The following is a 20,714-nucleotide window of genomic DNA, read 5'->3' as shown; positions in this document are numbered from 1 at the left end:
AGTTCCCTTACGTCGCGATGCCGGCAGATTGCGGCTGCGGCAAGGCTGTCGGTAACCTGACGGCAATGCCGGTCCGCGCGGCGGATCGGCTCACATCGGGGTGACTTCGACGGCCGTTCCATAGGCCAGCACTTCGGTCAGGCCCTGGCCGATATCGGTCGATTCGAACCGGAAGCCGATGATCGCGTTGGCGCCGAGGCCCGAGGCATCCTTCATCATCTTCTCGAAGGCCTGCTTGCGGGCCTCCTCGCACAGCTCGGTATAGATCGAGATGTTGCCGCCGAAGATGGTCTGCAGCGAACCGAGGAAATTGCCGACGATCGAGCGCGAGCGCACCACGATGCCGTGGGCGATGCCGATCTCGCGCACGACGCGGTAGCGCTGGAAGCCGAAGCCGGTGGTGATGAAGTCGCTGCGGATCATGGAACCCTCCGTCGGGAACGGATCGCCACTCTAGCGCCCGCATGTTTCAGGACCGTTCCATGCCCGGCAAAGATCGGAAACCACGTTCGCCGAGGGATATAAAGAAATCTTTATATCCTTGTTGCCGGATTTCACCGGCTCGGCTATAAGCCCGCTCGACGACAGACGTCCCGCAGCAGCGGGCGCCTGCGGGATCCCGTATGTCGGCCGCGGAAGGCCGCGGCCCGGAGTGCTCCATGACCACCACCAACGACTTTTCCGTGAAGGATCTCAGCCTGGCCGATTTCGGCCGCAAGGAGATCGCGATCGCCGAGACCGAGATGCCGGGCCTGATGGCCGTGCGCGCCGAATACGGCATGGCGCAGCCGCTCAAGGGTGCCCGCATCGCCGGCTGCCTGCACATGACGATCCAGACCGCGGTGCTGATCGAGACCCTGCAGGCGCTCGGCGCCGAGGTGCGCTGGTCGTCCTGCAACATCTTCTCGACCCAGGACCATGCCGCCGCCGCGATCGCCGCGCGCGGCACCCCGGTCTTCGCCCACAAGGGCGAGAGCCTGGAGGAATACTGGGACTTCGTCGCCCGCACCTTCGAATGGCATGACGGCGGCGTGCCGAACATGATCCTCGACGACGGCGGCGACGCGACCATGTACGTCATCCTCGGCGCCGAAGCCGAGAAGGACGCCTCGATCCTCGCCGATCCGAAGAACGAGGAGGAGATCGTCTTCTTCGCGACCATCAAGCGCCGCCTGGCCGCGGCGCCGGGCTGGTTCGCCAAGACCCGCGACGCGATCCGGGGCGTCTCCGAGGAGACCACCACGGGCGTGCATCGCCTCTACCAGCTGATGGAACAGGGCCGCCTGCCCTTCCCGGCGATCAACGTCAACGACAGCGTCACCAAGTCGAAGTTCGACAATCTCTACGGGTGCCGCGAAAGCCTGGTCGACGCCATCCGCCGCGGCACCGACGTGATGCTCGCCGGCAAGACCGCGGTCGTGTGCGGCTACGGCGATGTCGGCAAGGGCTCGGCGGCCTCGCTGCGCAACGGCGGCGCGCGCGTGATCGTCACCGAGATCGACCCGATCTGCGCCCTGCAGGCGGCCATGGAGGGCTACGAAGTCCAGACCATGGACGACATGGCGCCGAAGGCCGACATCTTCGTGACCGCGACCGGCAACAAGGACGTGATCACCATCGACCACATGCGGGCGATGAAGAACAACGCGATCGTCTGCAATATCGGCCATTTCGATGCCGAGATTCAGATCAGCGCCCTGCGCAATTACAAGTGGGACAACATCAAGCCGCAGGTCGATCACGTCGAGTTCCCCGACGGCAAGCGGATCATCGTCCTGTCGGAAGGCCGTCTGGTCAATCTCGGCAACGCCACCGGCCACCCGAGCTTCGTCATGTCGGCGTCCTTCACCAACCAGACGCTCGCCCAGATCGAGCTGTGGCAGAATGCCGGCCGCTACGAGAACAAGGTGTTCACGCTGCCGAAGCGCCTCGACGAGAAGGTCGCCGCCCTGCATCTCGACAAGCTGGGCGTCAAGCTGACCAAGCTGTCCGGCGAGCAGGCCGCCTATATCGGCGTGACCTCCGAAGGTCCGTTCAAACCCGACCACTACCGGTATTGAGCCGCCTCCGGCTTTAATCAATATCTTGAGACCGCACCGGAATACGGTGCGGTCTTTCAATTTTTACCGATCGGACTCTCCCCAGCCGTCCGGCGACGGGTTATCGTCGGAGCGATTCGACAGGACGAAGGCCGTTGAACGGCCGCGGTGCCTCGGAATCGCGTTCCATTTCACGTCTCAGGCAGGGAAAGGACCCTCGGCATGGCACCGCGGAGGCGAGCACGGATTCGGGCAAGGTTCCCGAAATTCGACGCCGTTTTCGGCCAGACCGCGCATGCCCGGCTTGTCGTCCCGACCGTCCGCCCGCCGTTCGCTCACGATTTCGCCCGGCACTGCGCCGCCGGACTGGCCGCCCTGCCGACCCTGGCGCTGCCGGCCTTCGCCGCCGCCGCCGAGGACACCGCCGTCACCGTCGGCAGCCTCTACTCCCACGAGATCATGCTGACCGCGCTCTTGACCGGCGTCCTGACCGTCGCGGTCGCCAGCGCCGTCGGCATGATGCGGGTGCGGACGCGGCAGGAGCGCGAGATCGACCGGCTGAAGGCCGAGAACCGCGACATCCGCGCCCTCGCCGATCGCGCCGAGGGCCTGCTTGATGCCGGGGACCAGCTGGTCGTGGTCTGGTCGGGACCGGAGGAACCGCCGGTCATCGTCGGCTCTCTCGACCCGGCCGCGGGCGCGCCGAAGGCACGCGGCAGCTTCCTGGCCTTCGGGTCCTGGCTGTCGCGCGAAAGCGCCGCCGATCTCGACCACCGCATCGCCGCCCTGCGCGAGCGCGGCACGCCCTTCGCGATCGAACTGGCGACGACGTCGCACACCTATATCGAGGCGATCGGACGCATCGGCGGCGGCCGGCCCTTCGTCCGCTTCCGCGATCTCTCCGCCGAGCGCATCGCCTTTGCGGATCTGAAGGAGCGCCACCAGCATCTGGTCGGCGAGGTGCAGACGATCCGCGCCATGCTGGACGCCGCGCCGATGCCGGTCTGGCTGCGCGACGCCAGCGGCAAGATCACCTGGGTCAATCCGGCCTATGCGCAGGCGGTGGAAGCATCCGACCCCGATGCCGCCGCCGTGCGCGGCCTGGAACTGCTCGACCGGGCCGCGACCGACGCGGTGGCGCGCCTGCGGGTACAGGCGCCGACCGTCCATGCGCGCCTGCCGCTGGTGGCCGCCGGCCAGCGCCGGGTGTTCGACGTGGTCGACGTGGCCGGACGCGACGGCTCGGCCGGCATCGCCACCGACATCTCCGACCTGGAACGCATCCAAGCGGAATTGCGCCGGACCATCGACTTTCACGCCCGCACGCTCGATCAGCTGGCCACCGCGGTCGCCATCTTCGGCGCCGACAAGCGGCTCGAATTCTACAATGCCGCCTATCGCGGCCTGTGGAACCTCGACACCGCCTTCCTGGACGGACGCCCCGAGGACAGCCGCATCCTCGATCAGCTGCGCGCCGCGCGCAAACTGCCCGAGCAGGCCGATTTCCGTCTCTGGAAGAAGGAGATGCTGGCCGCCTACCAGTCGCTGGAGGCGCGCGAGCACTGGTGGCACCTGCCCGACGGGCAGACGCTGCGCGTGATCGCCAATCCGCATCCGCAGGGCGGCGTCACCTATGTCTACGAGAATGTCACCGAACGGCTCGAACTGGAGAAGCGCCACAACGCGCTGGTTCGCGTCCAGGGCGAGACGCTCGACCACCTGAACGAGGCCGTGGCGGTGTTCGGCTCCGATGGCCGGCTGCGCCTGTGGAACCCGCCCTTCGTGCAGTTCTGGGCGCTGGACGAGAACCGCCTCGCCGCCCGCCCGCACATTTCCGAGGTGATCGGCGACTGCTCGCGCCTGCACGACCACGCACAAAGCTGGCTCGAGGTGAAGCTCGCCGTCACCGGCCTCGCCGACAACCGGACCCGCCTGGTCGGGCGCATGGACCGGCGCGACGGCCTGACGCTCGAATATGCCGCCGTGCCGCTGCCGGACGGCGCCACCATGGTGACCTTCACCAACGTCACCGACTCGGTCAACGTCGAACGCGCCCTGATGGAGAAGAACGAGGCGCTCGAGGAGGCCGATCGGATCAAGACCGACTTCGTCGGACTGGTCTCCTACGAACTGCGCTCGCCGCTGACCAACATCATCGGCTTCGCCCATCTGCTCGCCGACAACAAGACCGGCCCGCTCAACGACAAGCAGCGCGACTATGCCGGCCACATCATGACATCGAGCCAGGCCTTGATGATCATCGTGGACGACATCCTGGATCTGGCGACCATCGATGCCGGCATCATGAAGCTCGATCTGGTCGAGACCGACGTCGCGGCGGCCGTCTCGGGCGCCGTCGAGGGCGTGCGCGACCGGCTGGATGCCGCCGCGATCCGGCTCGCCACCCGCATCGCCCCGGATGTCGGCTCCTTCGTCGCCGACCAGAAGCGCGTCCGGCAGATCCTGTTCAACCTGCTCTCCAATGCCATCCGCTTCTCGCCCGAAGGCGGCGAGGTCCGCGTCAGCGCGGTGCGCGACGGCGACGACCTGGTGCTGAGCGTCGAGGATGACGGCATCGGCATCCCGGCCGACCAGCTGCGCACCGTGTTCGACCGCTTCCATGCCCGCCGCCAGGGCCCGAACCGCGGCGGGGCGGGTCTCGGCCTGTCGATCGTGAAGAGCTTCGTCGAGCTGCACGGCGGCTCGATCGCGATCCACTCGGCCGAAGGGCACGGAACCGCGGTGACCTGCCGGTTTCCCGGCGCGCGCCATCTCGACGATCCGGTCGTCACGCACACCGCGGCGGAATGAGCCGATGAACCAGCCGGCGGCGCCCTGGCGCCTCAGCATCGACCTGGCCGACGAAGCCGCGACGGTGCGTCTGGCCGAGGACATCGCCGCGATCCTCCGGCGCGGCGACGTGATCGCGCTCGACGGCGATCTCGGCGCCGGCAAGACCACCCTGGCGCGCGCCCTGATCCGGACGCTGGCCGGCGACGCCGCGCTCGAAGTGCCGAGCCCGACCTTCACGCTGGTGCAGAGCTACACCCTGCCGCGCTTCGCGCTCGCCCATTTCGACCTCTACCGGCTCGGCGGCGCCGACGAGATGGCCGAGCTCGGCCTCGACGAAGCGCTGGCCGACGGCGCCGCCCTGGTCGAATGGCCCGAGCGGGCGGAGGGCGAACTGCCGATGGACCGGCTGACGCTGGCGCTCAGCGACGGTCGGACGCCGGATGCGCGCGTCGCCACCCTGTCCGGCCCGGAAGAGGTCTGGCGCGACCGGATCGAGCGGACCTTCGCCATCCGCGCCTTCATGGCTGCGGCCGGGTGGGGCGATGCCACCCGGCGCTACCTGCAGGGCGACGCCTCGGCGCGGGCCTATGAGCGGCTGGCCGGCCCGGCCGGCCGCGCCATCCTGATGAACCAGCCGGCCGAAACCGACGACGCGGCCGGGCAGGCGCGCCGGGGCGCCCGTGCCGCCGCGAAGCTCGCCGAGGATACGCGGCCGTTCCACGCCTTCGCGCTCGGCCTCGGCGAACGCGGCTTCTCGGTGCCGACCGTCCGCGCCCACGATCCCGAGCGCGGCTTCATGCTCCTGGAGGATCTCGGCAACGACTTCTGCGTCGCCGGCGATCCGCCGGCGCCGATCCCGGAACGCTACCGGATTGCTGTCGAGGTGCTGGCGCGGCTGCACGGCCTGGACCTGCCGGCGCGCCTCGACGACGGCTGCGGCGGCGCCTATGCGATCCCGGCCTATGATCGCGGCAACCTGACCGCCGAGATCGGCGTCTTTCTCGACTGGGGCCTGCCGCATCTCCTCGGACGGTCCGCAACGCCGGATGAGCGCGACAGCTTCCTGGCCGCCTGGTCGCCGCTGTTCGACGAGGTCCTGGCCGCCCCGACGACCTGGTGCCTGCGCGACTACCACTCGCCGAACCTGCTCTGGCTTGCGGACCGCGAGGGCCACCGGCGCATCGGCATTCTCGACTTCCAGGATACTATCGTGGGCCATCCGGCCTACGATCTGGTCTCGATCGCCCAGGACGCCCGCGTCACCGTCCCGCCGGACCTCGAAGCCGGGCTGCTGGCGCACTATCTGGCGCTGCGCACCGCCGCCGATCCGGCCTTCGACGCGAGCGCCTTCCGCCGGGCCTACGCGATCCTGTCGGTCCAGCGCAACACGCGCATCCTCGGCGTCTTCGCCCGGCTGAAGAACCGCGACGGCAAGCCCGGCTACATGCGGCATTATCCCCGGCTTTGGGACTATCTCGACCGATCCCTGCGCGAAGGCGTGACGCTCGGCGTGAAGCTCTGGTATGACGCGCACGTCCCCGTGGCCTCGCGCCTGCGGGTGCCGTGAGCCATCGCATCCAGAGCTGTTCCGACCATGACCCATCCGACCCAGGTGAAGCGCCCCGAGGCGAAGCGACCGACCCGCGCCATGATGCTCGCGGCCGGGATCGGCAAGCGCATGCGCCCGCTGACCGCCACCACCCCCAAGCCGCTGATCGAGGTCGCCGGCAAGGCGCTGATCGACCACGGTCTCGACCGCCTGGTCGATGCCGGCGTCGAGACCGTGGTGGTCAACGTCCACTATCTCGCCGATCTGGTCGAGTTCCACGTCCTCAAGCGGGCTGAGCCGAAGGTTCTGATCTCCGACGAGCGCAGCGGTCTCCTGGAGACCGGCGGCGGCATCGTCAAGGCGCTCGACATGATCGGGCCGGACCCGTTCTTCCTGTTCAATTCGGACAGCTTCTGGATCGACGGCTACGCCGACAATCTCGAACTGCTGGTCGAATTCTGGGACGAGGCGACGATGGACATTCTGCTCCTGCTGTCGCCGACCGTCACCGCATCCGGCTACGACGGCCAGGGCGACTTCACCATGGACCCGCTCGGCCGCCTGGAGCGCCGCATCGAAGGCCGCGTCGCCCCCTTCGTCTATGCCGGCACGGCGATCATCCACCCGCGCATCTTCGCCGGTACAGCCCAGGGTCGGTTCTCGCTCAACAAGTTCTTCGATCGCGCGCTCGAATCGGGCAGGCTCTACGGCGTGCACATGGACGGCATCTGGCTTCACGTCGGCACGCCGGAGGCGATCCGCGAGGCGGAGGAGACCATCCGGCACAGCGCGGCGTGACGGCCCGACCGCGGGCGGAGCAGCATGGCAGGCAGCGATCCTGAGGCGGAGGCAGGCCCGGAGGCCCGGCGGCACCCGCGCGTCCTGACCATCGATCCCGGACTGCCCTTCCTCGCCACCCTGGTCGATGCGCTGTTCGCCGGCCAGATCGTTCCGGACTTCCGCTTCGACCCGGCCGGATCGCCCAACCCGGACGGAAGGTCCGACCCGGACGCAAGGTCCGACCCGGACCTGGGGTCCGACCCGCTGGCGCTCGCCGACGTGACCATCCTGGTGCCGACGCGGCGTGCCGCGCGCGCCCTGCGCGGCGTGATCCTCGACCGCCTCGGCGGTCGTGCCGCGATCCTGCCGCGCATCGCCCCGCTCGGCGACATCGACGAGGATGCCGGCCTGATCGACGCCGAAGGCTCGGCCGCCTTCGCGCGCGATCTCGAACCGGAGGTCGACGGCCTGGAGCGGCTGCTCGGCCTGACCCGGCTGGTGGTCGCCTGGACCGAGACGCTCGCCCGCGATCTCTTCAACCCGGTCACCGACGCCGCACCGACCTTCCCGGCCTCGCCGGCGGAGGCCGCCCATCTCGCCCGCGCGCTGCTGACCCTGATGGACCAGGTCGAGACCGAGGGCGCCGACTGGGCGAAGCTCGCATCGATCGTGCCGGAGGATCACGCCGCCTTCTGGTCCCTGACGCTGTCCTTCCTGTCCATCGTCACCGAGCATTGGCCGGCCTTCCTGGCCGAACGCGGCCTGGCCGACCCGGCCCGCCAGCGCAACCGCGCCGTCCGCCGCGAGGCCGAGCGGCTGGCCGCCGCGCCGCCGAAGGGGCCGGTAATCGCCGCCGGCTCGACCGGCTCGATCCCGGCCACCGCGGCGCTGCTCGCCACCATCGCGAGCCTGCCGCGCGGCGCGGTCGTGCTGCCGGGCCTCGACCGCGGGCTCGATGCCGACAGTTGGAATGCGATCGGCGGTCCGGATCATGGCCAACCGGCCTATGGCCACCCGCAATACGGCCTGAAGCAATTGCTCGATCGCGGCTTTCGCATCGACCGCAGCGCGGTCGAGCCGGTCGGACCGGCCGTGCCGGAGGCGCTGGCGCTGCGCGCCCGGGTCGTCGCCGAGGCGCTGAAGCCCGCCGGCACCACCGAGACCTGGCCCGGCTTCCGCGCCACCGTCGGCGGGCTCGCGCCCCTGCAGGCCGCCTTCGCGGGCGTCGGCCTGATGGAGGCCCGCTCGGAGGCCGAACAGGCGCTGGCGATCGCGCTCGCCTTGCGCGAAGTCCTGGAGACCGACGGCCGCACCGCCGCCCTGGTCACGCCCGACCGCACGCTCGCCCGCCGGGTCGCCGCCGAACTCGGCCGCTGGGGTCTGGCGGTCGACGATTCCGCCGGCGTGCCGCTGCTCGAAACCCCGCCCGCCGTGCTCGCCCGCATGGTCGCCGAGGTCGCCTGCGGCGGCTTCGAGCCGGTCGCGCTGGTCGGCCTGCTGCAGCATCCGCTCGCCGCCTTCGGGATGGAGCGGGCCGCGGCACGACGCGCGGCGCGCGCGCTGGAGATCGCCGCCCTGCGCGGACCCCGCCCGGGTGCCGGCAGCGAGGGGCTGGCGGCCGCCTTCGCCGAACGCCGGCACGCCTACGACACCCGCACGGCGCGCGACTCCAGTCCGCAGCGGCGGCGGCTCGGCACCGCCGGTTGGCAGGCGGGCGAAGACCTGATCGACCGGCTCGCCGCCGCGCTCGGTCCGCTGGAGCGGGCCGCCGCCGCCCCGGGCCGGGTCCCGCTGGCCGATCTGCTCGGCCTTCACGCGGCGGCGCTGCGCGCCGTGGCGGCGGATGCGGACGGTTCCGACGCCCGGCTCTTCGAGGGCGAGGCCGGCGAGGCGCTGGCGACGGCGCTGGCCGGGCTGATCGAAGCCGCGCGCGCCGACGCCTTCACCATCTCGCTGCGCGGGTCGGACTATCCGGCCTTCTTCGAGGCGCTGATCGGCCACCAGCCGGTGCGCCGCCGCGCCGCCGGCACCGGCAGCCGGATCGCCATCTGGGGTCCGCTGGAGGCGCGCCTGCAGAGCGTCGACCGGCTGATCCTGGCCGGGCTCGACGAGGGCACCTGGCCGGCCGTCACCCGCGCCGATGCCTGGCTGTCGCGCCCGATGAAGCGCGAACTCGGCCTGGAAGCGCCGGAAAGGCGCATCGGCCTGGCGGCGCATGACTTCGTCGAAGGCGTCACGGCGCCGGAGGTGATCCTGTCGCGCAGCGCGCGGTCCGGCGGCGCCCCGACCGTGCCGTCGCGCTGGCTGCAGCGGCTCCTCGCCGTGGTCGGGCCGGACATCGCCGCGTCCTTACGCGCGCGCGGCGCCGTCCACCTGGACCGCGCCCGCCGGCTCGACCGCCCGGCCGCCGCCCCGGCGCCGGCCGCCCGGCCCGAGCCGAAGCCGCCGGTCGAGGCGCGGCCGAACCGGCTCTCGGTGACCGAGATCGAGACCCTGATCCGCGACCCCTACGCGATCTATGCCCGCCACGTCCTGCGCCTGCAGCCGATGGAAGAGCTCGCGGAGGCCCCGGACGGCGGCGACCGCGGCAGCATCGTGCATGAGGTGCTGCACCTTTTCGTGGCCGGGCGGCAGGCAGAGAGCCCGTCGGAGGCCCAGGCGCGCTTCATGCGGCTCGCCGACGACGCGCTGGAGGCCTATGCGGCCTTCCCGGAGGTGCTGGCGCTGTGGCGGCCGCGACTGGAGAAGATCGGCGCCTGGTTCATCGCCCAGTTCGAGCGGCCGCGCGCCGGGGCAATCGCCGACAGCCTGCTGGAGCAGCGCGAGGCGCTCGACCTGCCGGTCGACGGCACGCCCTTCACGCTGGTCGGCCGCGCCGACCGCATCGACCGGTTCAAGGACGGCGGGCTCGGCATCCTCGACTACAAGACCGGCACCGTGCCGTCCGCCGCCCAGGTGCAGAGCCTGCTCGCACCGCAATTGCCGCTGGAGGCCGGCATGGTCCGGCAGGGCGCCTTCGGCGCCGACCTCGCCGAGCGGCCGATCGCCATGCTCGCCTATGTCAAGCTGTCCGGGACCGGGGCCGGCGGTGCGGTCACCGACGTGACGCTGCCGATCCGCGGCGGCGGTCCTCCGCCGAGCGCGGACGAACTCGCCGCCATGGCGCTCGACCGGCTGCGGCGGCTGGTCGGCCACTACCGCAATCCCGCCACCGGCTATCCGTCGCGGCCGCGCATCCAGTTCCAGCGCGACACCGACGGCCCCTACGACCATCTCGCCCGGGTCAAGGAATGGGCGGCCGGCGAAGGGGGCGAGAGCGAATGAGCGGCGCCCGCATCGTCGTGCCGAAGGACACCGCCGACCGCCAGCGCCGGGCGAGCGATCCGCGTGCCTCGGCCTGGGTGTCGGCCAATGCCGGCTCGGGCAAGACCCATGTGCTGACCCGGCGGGTGATGCGCATCCTGCTCGCCGGCACGCCGGCCTCGAAGATCCTCTGCCTGACCTTCACCAAGGCGGCGGCGGCGACCATGTCCAACCGCGTCTTCGACGATCTGGCCAAATGGGCCGTCGCCGACGACGCCAGCCTCGTCCGCAGTCTGGCCGACGTGACCGGCACCGACCCGGCTCCGGGCGACCTGATCCGGGCGAGGCGCCTGTTCGCCTCCGCGATCGAGACGCCGGGCGGGCTCAAGATCCAGACCATCCACGGCTTCTGCGAACGCATCCTGCAGCAGTTCCCGATCGAGGCCGATCTCGCCGGCAATTTCGAGATCCTCGACGAGGCCGGCGAGCGCGAGCTGATCGACCGCGCCCGCAACCGCATCCTGGTCCGCGCCGCCGCCGAGGGGCCGGACGGGCATCTCGGCGCCGCCCTGGTCGACGTCATCGACACGGCCGGCGAGGACGGCTTCACCAGCGCGCTCGACGAACTGGTGCGCCGGCGCGACAGCTTCCGCCGCGCCTTCCGCACGGCGGAGATCGGCGATTTCGCGCGCATCGAAGGCCTGCTCGGCACGGCCCTCGGCCTGCCGCCCGGCGAGACGCCCGAGACGGCGGCGGACGCCATTCTGCAGTCGCCGGACTTCGCCGGCCCCTGGCTCGACCGGCTGATCGCCACCGCCGGCCAGTCCGACAAAGCGACCGACATCGCCCTGGCGACCGCCTTCGGGGCGGCGCGGGGCGCGGCGCCGGAGGCCGCCCGCGAGGCCTGGCTCGACATCTTCCTGACCAAGGACCGCAAGCCGCGCGCGGCAAGCCGCTTCGCGACCAAATTCGTCAAGGACCGGATCGGCGACCTGGAGGAGCGGCTCGATCGCGAAGGCGCCCGCCTCTCCGGCCTCGTCGACCGGCTGGTGGCGCATCGCGCCCGCGCCGCGACGCTGGCGCTGATCGCGCTCGGCGACGCCGTGCTGGCCGACTACGAGAGCTCCAAGCGGGCGCGCGGGGCGCTCGATTTCGACGACCTGATCGCCCGCACGCTGCAGCTCCTGTCGCGCTCGGAGGCCGCCGCCTGGGTCCAATACAAGCTCGACCGCGGCATCGACCATGTCCTGGTCGACGAGGCGCAGGACACCAGCCCGCGCCAATGGGCGATCGTGCGCCAGCTGACCGAGGAATTCTTTGCCGGCGAGGGCGCGCGGCGCGGCCGGACGATCTTCGCGGTCGGCGACGAGAAGCAGTCGATCTACTCGTTCCAGGACGCCGCCCCGAAGGAATTCGGCGCCAACGAGGCGCATTTCGCCATCGCGGTGCCGCGCGGCGGCGGCCGCTTCGACCGGGTCCCGCTCGATCTTTCCTTCCGCTCGACGCCGGACGTGCTGGAGGCGGTCGACCGGGTCTTCGCCGCGCCCGAGATGCAGGCCGGCGTCGCCGGCGGCGGCTGGCAGCGGCACCTCGCCGTGCGCGCCTCCGCACCCGGGATGGTCGAGATCTGGCCGCCGGTGATGCCGGTGGCGCTGAGCGAGCCGGAGGATTGGACCGCCCCGATCGACCGGCTCGGTGCCGCCGCGCCGCCGCTCCTGCTTGCCCGGCGCATCGCCGACGAAATCGAGCGGCTGACCGCGCCGGGCTTCCGGCTGGAGGGCACCGGGCGGCCGGTCCGCCCGCGCGACGTGCTGATCCTGGTCCGCAAGCGCGGCGCCTTCGTCGAGGCCATGAACCGGGTGCTGAAGGAGCGCGGCATTCCGGCCGCGGGTGCCGACCGGCTGCGACTGACCGACCATATCGCGATCGAGGATCTGGTCGCGCTCGGCCGCGTCGTGCTGCTGCCGGAGGACGACCTGTCGCTCGCGACGGTGCTGAAGAGCCCGCTGATCGGCCTCTCGGAGGAGCAGCTCTACCGGGTCGCATCCCGGCGCGAGAACGACCGGACGGCGCTCTGGGACGCGCTGCGCGCGGCCGCCGGGGACGGTACGGCGGGCGACAGTGTGACGGGCGACCGTGCGGCGGGCGGCGATCCCGGGAGCGACGCATCTGCGGATGCGGAGGGAGCCGGCGGGGCAACCGACCCGGCAGCCGCGGAGGCCTATCGCCGGCTGGCCGGCTGGCGCCGCCGCGCCGATCTGGTGCCGCCGTTCGAGTTCTATGCCGGCATCCTGTCGGCGGAGGGGGGCCGCCAGCGCATTGCCGCACGGCTCGGGCCAGAAGCCGACGACGTAATCGACGAATTCCTGGCCGCCGCGCTCGCCCATGACCGCGTCGCCGCGCCGAGCCTCGCCGGCTTCCTGGCCGCCTTCGCGGCGAGCCCGCCGGAGATCAAGCGCGAACTCGACGAGGCGCGCGACGAGGTGCGCGTGATGACCGTGCACGGCGCCAAGGGGTTGGAGGCGCCGGTGGTGTTCCTGGTCGACGGCGGCTCCAAGCCGGTCAATGCGCGCCATGCGCCGAAGCTGGTCGCCGTGCCGGTCGTGGCCGCGGCCGGGCTCGATGCCGTGCCGCTCCTGGTCTGGTGCCCGCGCAAGGAGCTCCGCTCCGCCCGGATCGAGGCGGCGATCGCCGACTGGCAACGCGAGCAGGGCGAGGAATACCGCCGCCTGCTCTATGTGGCCATGACGCGCGCCGCCGACCGTCTCTATGTGGTCGCCCATGCCGGCCGGAGCGGGCTCGACGACGAGTGCTGGTTCCGCTCGATCGACCTGGCCCTGTCGCCGTCTCCCGAAGCCGTCCGGATCGAGGCGCCGGACCGCACGCTCCTGGCGACGCGCTGGCGCGCGGCCGAGCGCCCGCCGGTGCCGCCGGTCGCCGACACGGCGGCGGTCGGGCCGGTCGAAAGCCCCCTGCCCGACTGGATCGCGCGCCCGGCACCCTCGGTCGCCGGTCCGGAGCTGCTGCGGCCGTCCAAGGCCCTGGCCGAGATCGCCACCAAGGAGGCGCTGCCGGCCTATCCGGCGGTCAGCGCCTTCGAGGCAGCACTGGCGCCGGAATCCTTCGAGGCCCGGCGCGGCCGGGTGATCCACAAGCTGCTCGAAGTCCTGCCCGACATGGCGGCGGAGCGGCGGCGGATGGCCGCGGAGGCCTTCGTGGCGCGCACGCTCGCCGACAGCGAGGCCGCGGACCGGGACCGGCTGGTCGACGAGGTGCTGCGCGTGATCGAGGACGGGGCCTTCGCGGCCCTGTTCGCGCCCGGCTCGCGCGCCGAGGTGGCCATCGCCGGCGAGATCGCCCTCGCCGACGGCACGCGCCGCGCCGTCTCGGGCCAGATCGACCGGCTCGCCGTCTCCGCGACGGATGTCGTCGTGCTCGACTACAAGACCAACCGCAACCCGCCGGCCGATGCCGCCGGCACGCCGCGCGACTATCTCGCCCAGATGGCCGTCTACCGGCGCGTGCTCGCCGACATCTTCCCCGGCCGGCGCATCCGCTGCGCGATCCTGTGGACCGCGCGGCCGTCGATCGCCGAGCTCGATCCGGCCGCGCTCGACGCGATGGCGGCCGGGCTCTCCTTTTCGTGACGGCAGGCTTGTGGCGCGGTCTTCTTGACGCTACCCGGCCCGGTTCCTACCTTGGTCCATCCGATGCATACTTGCGGCGCGTGAAGCGCCCGTTCCGAAAGGCCTTTCCCATGGCGTCCGAGAAAGTCACCGATTCGTCGTTCGAAGCCGACGTGCTCAAGTCCTCCGAGCCCGTGCTGGTCGACTTCTGGGCCGAGTGGTGCGGCCCGTGCCGCATGATCGCCCCGGCGCTCGAGGAGATCTCGACCGAGATGTCCGGCAGCGTGAAGATCGCCAAGCTCAACATCGACGACAACCAGCGCATCGCGCAGGTCTATGGCGTGCGCTCGATCCCGACCCTGATCCTGTTCCGCGACGGCAAGCCGGCCGCCAACCTGGTCGGCGCCTATCCGAAGAACAAGATGGTGGAATGGATCAAGACCAACATCGCCTGATCCGCCGTCCTTCGGCGCGCTCGTCTGTCGCGACGCCCCGGCCCCGGCCGGGGCGTTTGCGTATCGGCCGACGGATGGCTTGATTTCGCCGCTGCGAAACCTCAAATGCACGGCCGGAACCGAACCCGAATCCGGCCTGTTGATTGAGGACGCCATGAGCGACGAAACCCGTTCGAACACCACCGCGGCGGATCAGACCGAAGCGGCGGCCGCGGGCGCGCCGACGCCCGACGCCGCCCCCGCCGAGACCGCCACCCCCGATCCGACCGAACAGCTGCGCGCCGAACACGCCGAGATGAAGGATCGCCTGCTCCGTACGCTGGCCGAGATGGAAAATCTGCGCCGGCGCACCGAGAAGGAGATCAAGGACGCGCGCGACTACGCCATCACGGCCTTCGCCCGCGAACTGCTCGGCGTCTCCGACAACCTGACCCGCGCCGTCGGCGCCCTGCCGGCCGAGGCGCGCGCGGCGGCCGAGGCCGCCGTCACGTCGCTGATCGAGGGCGTCGAACTGACCGGCCGCGAACTCGCCAAGGCGATGGAGAAGCACGGCGTGCGTCGGATCGAGCCGATGGGCGGCCGCTTCGACCCGAACCTGCATCAGGCGATGTTCGAGATCCCGAATGCCGAGGTTCCGTCCGGCACCGTGCTGCAGGTGCTGCAGGACGGCTACGTGCTCGGCGACCGGGTGCTGCGGCCGGCCCTGGTCGGCGTCGCCAAGGGCGGCCCGAAGGCCCCCGCAGCCCCCGCCGAGGCGGCCGGGGTCGACCGCACGGCGTGACCGGCGGCAAGACCGCGTCCCGCGGGCCCTCGGCTACGCCCGGGGGCCGGTCGGAACGCCGATCCGGGAGCCGTCGTCAGCGCCGCGGCAGCGTCGTTTCCGAACGACTGCCGTCGCGGAATTCCAGCCGGACGGTCACCGACCGGGTCGTCGCCGGGATCTTGAAATAGGGCGTCGCGCCGGACGGCACCGAGAAGGGATCCTTCGGGTCGCAGGGCGGCAGCGGGATCGCCTTGTCGACCGGCTCGCTGTCGAGGCCGTAGGTGGCCTTCGCGATGGTGCAGCGATAGGTCATCAGGTGGGTGGTATAGAGTGTCAGGCCGCTGCCTTCGCGGTAGGCCACCCACGAGCCCTTGGTCATTTCCAGGGCCTGGCGCTGCTGCCCGACCAGCGCCGACATCGGATCGAACGGAATCCGGAACGGACCCACGGGGCTGCCGCGCAGATCCTGGTAGGCGACCTCGATCACCTGCGGCTCGGCGCCCGGGACGACCGAGATGGTCGTGTTCGGGCTCGGCCGGCCGGTGCGCTGATCGATGCCGACGGCGGGCCCGGCCTGGACCATCGGTCCGGCCTCGCCGAGCCGGTAGGAGAAGCCGGTCGCCGGCTCCGGCAATTGCACATAGACCGACCAGTCGGCATTCGAGCGCGTGAAGATCGCCCGCGGCTCGCTCGGCATGTTGATCAGCGCCGTCTCCAGCACGCCGCGGCGGCGGCGCGCCTTGTCGAGCCAGTCGGCCAGCATGGAGAGGTCCAGGAACCGGTTCTTCAGCAGACCGGCCTCCTCGGCCTGCAGGAAGCGGTTGAGCGCATCGCGCTCGCGCCGCTTCTCGCCGATGGTCTGGCTGCCGAGCCGGGATTCGGAGAATTCGTCGGCATAGAGATACCAGCCCGGCCCGTAATCGGGATTCATGGCCATGAAGGCCTCGATCCGGCGCCGGCGATCGGCATCCTCGGCGAGCGTCGCGGCGACCAGCTCGAAGGCAGGCGCGCGATTGCGATCGGCCAGCGTGGCGAAGACCTGGCGGGCGCCCGAGCGGCCGTCCTGGACCAGCACCAGGGCGGCGAGCCGGCTCCAGGGATCGACCGCGTCGAGGTCGAGCCCGGCAACCTTCAGATAGGCCCGGCGCGCCTCGACGGCATCGCCGCGCATCTCGGCCGTGCGGGCATTGTGATACCATTCCGGGGCGTTGCGCGGCTCGGGAACCGGTCCGGTCGCCGCCAGGGCGGCGAAACGGCGGGCCATGTCCTCGATCGAGACCGTCGCGGCCGGCGATACCGAGGCGAGCTTGGAGGTATCGGCCGCACCGGGTCCGGCGGCGACGCGCAAGGCCGGCTCCGGTGCCGCGGGCGCCGGAACGGCGTCGGCGTCGACATCCTCCGGCGGCAGGCGCCGCGGCGGCGGCGCGACGGCGGCCAGGATCTCGCCGGCCGCGGTCTGGCCGACATGGGTCGGCACGGCGGGAACCGCGGCGGCGGCGGCGCGGGCAAACCGACCGGCTTCCGGGAGCAGCGCTTCGGACGGACGCTCGCTGAACAGGGCCGGCGCCGCCATCGGCACAAGGGCGACGGCGCCCCCGAAGACGGTCAGAAGGCCGAGCCGGCGCCAAAGGCCGGCGGACATCCGCAGGCGACCGGTGCGATGCATGTCGAGGGCCGAACGCGAAACCGGCATTTCGACCCTACGACCTTCCGACATCGACGCATGACCCCACTGTGGCGCTTCTGCAGCTTGTTACAGGGGATGTGTTTCGCACTGATTTCGTCGGATGTTGCCCATTGCCTTGCCGCATCCGCCGGGCCACCCTGTCGATCCTCGCAGCCGGGGCTGGATCCGGCGCTCCCGCCGGAATACGCCTGAATGCTGAAGTCCCGAGACTGGTCTCCGGTCCCCTGGCAGGGCGCCGACGGCGTGATCCTGTTCGACGGCGTCTGCGTGTTCTGTTCGCGGTGGGTTCGATTCGTGGCCCGGCGCGACGCTGCGCGGCGGTTCCGCTTCCTGCCGATCCAGACCGAGGCCGGCCGCCGTCTGGCCGCCACGCTGGGGATCGACCCCGAGGCGCCCGAAACCAACGCGGTCGCGGTCGGCGGCAGGGTCTGGTTCAAGTCCGATGCCGCCATCGAGGTCACCCGCCGCCTGCCCGGCTGGCGCTGGACGCCGCTGGCGCGCCTGGTGCCGCGCGTCGTGCGCGATCGCCTCTACGACCTGATCGCCCGCAACCGCTACCGCCTGTTCGGCCGCAGCGAGACCTGCATGGTGCCCGGCCCGGAACTGTCCGGCCGGCTCGTCGCCGGGAGCAGCGATCCGACATGACGGCCCGTCGCGTTCTGGTCATCGGCGGGAGCGGCGCCTTCGGCTCCCGTCTGGTGGAGCGGCTGTTGGCGACGACCGATTTCGTGGTGGTCATCGCCGGCCGCGACAAGGCGCGCATCGAACGGGCGGCGCGCGAGCTGTCGGGCCTGCATCCGGGCTTCGCGGTCGAACCGGTCGTGCTCGACACCGCGACGCTGACCGCCGACGACCTGAAGGGCCTGCGGCTCTGGGCCGTGGTCGATGCGGCCGGTCCCTGGCAGGGGGCCACGCCGCGGGTCGCGGAAGCCGCGATCGATGCCGGCTGCCACTATGTCGACCTCGCCGATGCGCGCGACTTCGTGCGCACGATCCCGCCGCTCGATGCCCGCGCGCGCCGCGCCGGCGTGGTGGTGCTGACCGGCGCCAGCTCGACGCCGGGCCTGTCCAACGCCGTGCTCGACCGGATGACGCGCAACTGGGGCAAGGTCGAGACGGTCTTCGCCGCCATCGCGTCGGGCAATCGCGCGCCGCGCGGCAAGGCCGTGATCCGCGCCATCCTGTCCTGGGCCGGGCGGCCGGTCCGCGTCTTCGAGAACAGCGTCTGGCAGGAGCGGCCGGGCTGGGACTGGCCGCAGGCGATCCGCATCGAGGGGCTCGGCCGGCGCTGGGTCTCGCTCGCCGAGACGCCCGACCTCGATCTCCTCGCCCATCGCTACCGGCCGACCCGGGCCGCCGTGTTCAAGGCCGGGCTCGAACTGCCGGTGCTGCATTTCGGCCTCTGGGCGCTGGCGCAATGGGCACGGCTGCCCTTCGTCGGATCGCTGACCGGCCTCGCCGAGCCGCTGCGCCGCATGGCGCTGTGGCTCGACCGGCTCGGCAGCGACCGCGGCGGCATGCTGGTCGAGGCGGTCGGCACGGAAGCGGCCGGACGGCGGGTGCGCGCCGTCTGGCAACTGGTCGCCGAGGCGGGCTCCGGGCCGACCATCCCGACCCTTCCGGCCGTCGCCGCCCTGAAGGTGATCGCCGCCGGCAAGATCCTGCCGCGCGCCGACATCGCGGCCGGCCGCATCCCGCTCGATGCGATCGAGGCCGAGATCGAGCGCCTGCCGATCACGGTCACGACGCGGACCGACGTGCTGGTGCCGCAGTTCCGCCGCGCGCTGGCGGCGGCCTTCGACAATCTGCCGACCCCGGTGCGCGGCCTGCACAGCCCGGGCGCGGTCGCCGACCATGTCGGCGAGGCCGACATCTACGGCGCCAAGAACCCGCTCGCCCGGGCGATCGCACGCCTGATCGGCCTGCCGCGCGAAGGCCATGCGGTGCCGCTGACGGTCCGGATCGAGGACATGTCCGGCGCCGGCGCGGACCACGAGGTCTGGACCCGGGATTTCGCCGGCCGGCGCTTCGCCAGCCATCTCTCGGCGGCCGAAGCCGATGCCGGCGCCGGCGTGATCGAGGAACGGTTCGGCCCGTTCCGCTTCCGGCTCGCCCTGGAGGCCAATCCCTACGGGCTGGTGTTCCGCTCGGCCGGCTGGCGGATCGGCCGGCTGCCGCTGCCGGCGCTGCTCGGGCCGGAGGCCTATGCGGTCGAGGCGGTCGACGAGGACGGGCGCTTCACCTTCGATGTCGAGATGAGCCTGCCGCTCCGGCTCGGCCGGCTGGTGCGCTATCGCGGCCATCTCGCCCCGGTCCGGCCGGCCCGCTGACCGGCCCGAAGACCACTGCAGGGTGCGACCGATGCGGTCCGCGTGCACGGCATGGCTCCTGCGCCACGGACGGATCGCTCGGCCGCCATGCGTCGCCGGCCGGAACGGAACGGTCCCGGGCGGCTTATGATCGCGCGCCATGACGGCATTCCCATCGAGCGCGGAGGATCAGGCATGTCCGGCAGGCTGAGACACAAGGTGGCGCTCGTCATGGGCGCCGGATCGAGCGGCCCCGGCTGGGGCAACGGCAAGGCGACCTCGGTCCTGTTCGCGCGCGAGGGCGCCAAGGTGGTGGCGGTCGACCGCAATCTCGCCGCCGCCGAGGAGACGGCCGAGATCATCCGCCTGGAGGGCGGCGACGCCGTCGCGGTCGCCTGCGACGCGACCAGGGAGGCGGAGATCGTCGCGGCGGTCGAGACCGCCAGGAGCCGGTTCGGCCGGATCGACATCCTCGACAACAATATCGGCATCGCCGAGGTCGGCGGAGTGGTTGAAGTCGCGGAAGCCGAGTGGGACCGGGTCTTCGACGTGAACCTGAAGAGCGCCTATCTGGCGATGAAGCACGTCATCCCGCTGATGGTCGCGCAGGGCGGCGGGGCGATCGTCAACATCACCTCGATCGCGGGCCTGCGCTATACCGGCGTGCCCTATTGCACCTATTCGGCGACCAAGGCCGCGCTCGGCCATCTGACCCGCACCACGGCGGCCGAATATGCGGCGCGCAAGGTGCGCGTCAACGCGATCGCTCCCGGGCTGATGAAGACCCCGATGGTCGAGCACACCGCCGGCCTCGCCAAGGCCTATGGCGGCGGCGACATCGAAGCGATGTGGAAGAAGCGCGACGACCAGGTGCCGATGGGCCATATGGGCGACGCCTGGGACGTGGCCTATGCGGCCGTCTATCTGGTCTCCGACGAGGCCAAATACGTGACCGGCGTCGAACTGGTCGTCGACGGCGGCATCACGCTGAAATATTCGTAGCGGTCAAAGCGTGTGTGGTTCGGAGTCACGAGACGGATGGATGCCATCCGTCTCGGTCGAACCACTGGCAGGTTGCTAAAAAATTCTTCGGAACATGATCAGACGCAGGCCGTTTCAACTCTGTCATCCCCGGGCTTGTCCCGGGGATCCAGACTTTCCAAAGACTTAGCCATCGCACTGGATCCCCGGGACAAGCCCGGGGATGACAGAATGGCGGGTTCGGAGTGATGTTCAGTAGCCTGCTAGCGGTCAAAAAGTTCGTGGCTCGGATTGACGAGACGGATGGATGCCATCCGTCTCGATCGAACCACTAGCAGGTTGCAAAAAAAATTCGTCGGAACACGATCAGACGCAGGATGTTTCAACTCTGTCATCCCCGGTCTTGTCCCGGGGATCCAGACTTTCCAA

The 20,714-nt window shown here is 71.1% G+C and carries 13 protein-coding genes; 11 read left to right on the top strand and 2 right to left on the bottom strand.

The features are described 5' to 3' along the window. Positions 1-90: 90 nt before the first annotated feature. The gene (locus ABB55_RS19045) at positions 91-423 is read right to left on the bottom strand and encodes a YbjQ family protein (protein WP_054360213.1); all 333 of its coding nucleotides are present in this window, start codon (positions 421-423) and stop codon (positions 91-93) included. Between the two features lie 236 nt (positions 424-659). On the opposite strand from ABB55_RS19045, the gene ahcY reads away from it, so the two are divergent. The 8 genes from ahcY to grpE all read left to right on the top strand — a co-directional run bounded on the left by ahcY (position 660) and on the right by grpE (position 15,326). Further along, on the top strand, positions 660-2,060 hold the full coding sequence (gene ahcY / locus ABB55_RS19040; protein WP_054362172.1) for an adenosylhomocysteinase: 1,401 nt from the start codon (positions 660-662) through the stop codon (positions 2,058-2,060). 201 nt (positions 2,061-2,261) lie between these two features. Continuing rightward, a complete protein-coding gene (locus ABB55_RS19035; protein WP_083463756.1) occupies positions 2,262-4,850 on the top strand; it encodes a sensor histidine kinase in 2,589 nt (862 codons plus the stop codon). Between the two features lie 4 nt (positions 4,851-4,854). Next, positions 4,855-6,399, top strand: a complete 1,545-nt coding sequence (gene tsaE / locus ABB55_RS19030; protein WP_054360212.1) for a tRNA (adenosine(37)-N6)-threonylcarbamoyltransferase complex ATPase subunit type 1 TsaE — start codon at positions 4,855-4,857, stop codon at positions 6,397-6,399. Positions 6,400-6,426: 27 nt separating this feature from the next. Beyond that, positions 6,427-7,179, top strand: coding sequence for a nucleotidyltransferase family protein (locus ABB55_RS19025; protein ID WP_054360211.1), 753 nt, complete (start codon positions 6,427-6,429; stop codon positions 7,177-7,179). Positions 7,180-7,203: 24 nt separating this feature from the next. Beyond that, a complete protein-coding gene (gene addB / locus ABB55_RS19020; protein WP_054360210.1) occupies positions 7,204-10,485 on the top strand; it encodes a double-strand break repair protein AddB in 3,282 nt (1,093 codons plus the stop codon). Beyond that, entirely contained in the window at positions 10,482-14,111 is a 3,630-nt protein-coding gene (locus ABB55_RS19015) for a UvrD-helicase domain-containing protein (protein ID WP_054360209.1), read from the top strand. Before addB ends, ABB55_RS19015 begins: the two co-directional genes overlap by 4 nt. A gap of 110 nt (positions 14,112-14,221) precedes the next feature. After that, positions 14,222-14,545: a thioredoxin gene (gene trxA, locus ABB55_RS19010; protein ID WP_054360208.1), complete on the top strand. Its 324-nt coding sequence runs from the start codon at positions 14,222-14,224 to the stop codon at positions 14,543-14,545. A gap of 154 nt (positions 14,546-14,699) precedes the next feature. Beyond that, positions 14,700-15,326 carry a nucleotide exchange factor GrpE gene (gene grpE, locus ABB55_RS19005; RefSeq protein ID WP_054362170.1) on the top strand — a complete coding sequence of 209 codons (627 nt, stop codon included), beginning with the start codon at positions 14,700-14,702 and terminating at the stop codon, positions 15,324-15,326. A gap of 76 nt (positions 15,327-15,402) precedes the next feature. On the opposite strand, the gene ABB55_RS19000 is transcribed toward grpE, so the two are convergent. Further along, positions 15,403-16,950, bottom strand: coding sequence for a hypothetical protein (locus ABB55_RS19000; protein ID WP_152982106.1), 1,548 nt, complete (start codon positions 16,948-16,950; stop codon positions 15,403-15,405). 237 nt (positions 16,951-17,187) lie between these two features. Between ABB55_RS19000 and ABB55_RS18995 the strand changes: the two genes are divergently transcribed. From ABB55_RS18995 to ABB55_RS18985, 3 genes are all read left to right on the top strand, one after another. Next, a complete protein-coding gene (locus ABB55_RS18995; RefSeq protein ID WP_054360206.1) occupies positions 17,188-17,640 on the top strand; it encodes a thiol-disulfide oxidoreductase DCC family protein in 453 nt (150 codons plus the stop codon). Next, positions 17,637-19,325, top strand: a complete 1,689-nt coding sequence (locus tag ABB55_RS18990) for a saccharopine dehydrogenase family protein (protein ID WP_054360205.1) — start codon at positions 17,637-17,639, stop codon at positions 19,323-19,325. Before ABB55_RS18995 ends, ABB55_RS18990 begins: the two co-directional genes overlap by 4 nt. A 174-nt stretch (positions 19,326-19,499) precedes the next feature. Beyond that, complete coding sequence (locus tag ABB55_RS18985) at positions 19,500-20,306, top strand: SDR family NAD(P)-dependent oxidoreductase (RefSeq protein WP_054362169.1); 807 nt, start codon at positions 19,500-19,502, stop codon at positions 20,304-20,306. Positions 20,307-20,714: the final 408 nt, after the last annotated feature.

The organism is Prosthecodimorpha hirschii, assembly GCF_001305515.1.
In the GTDB taxonomy this organism is placed as follows: domain Bacteria; phylum Pseudomonadota; class Alphaproteobacteria; order Rhizobiales; family Ancalomicrobiaceae; genus Prosthecodimorpha; species Prosthecodimorpha hirschii.
This window is presented reverse-complemented; position numbering and strand designations above follow the sequence as displayed.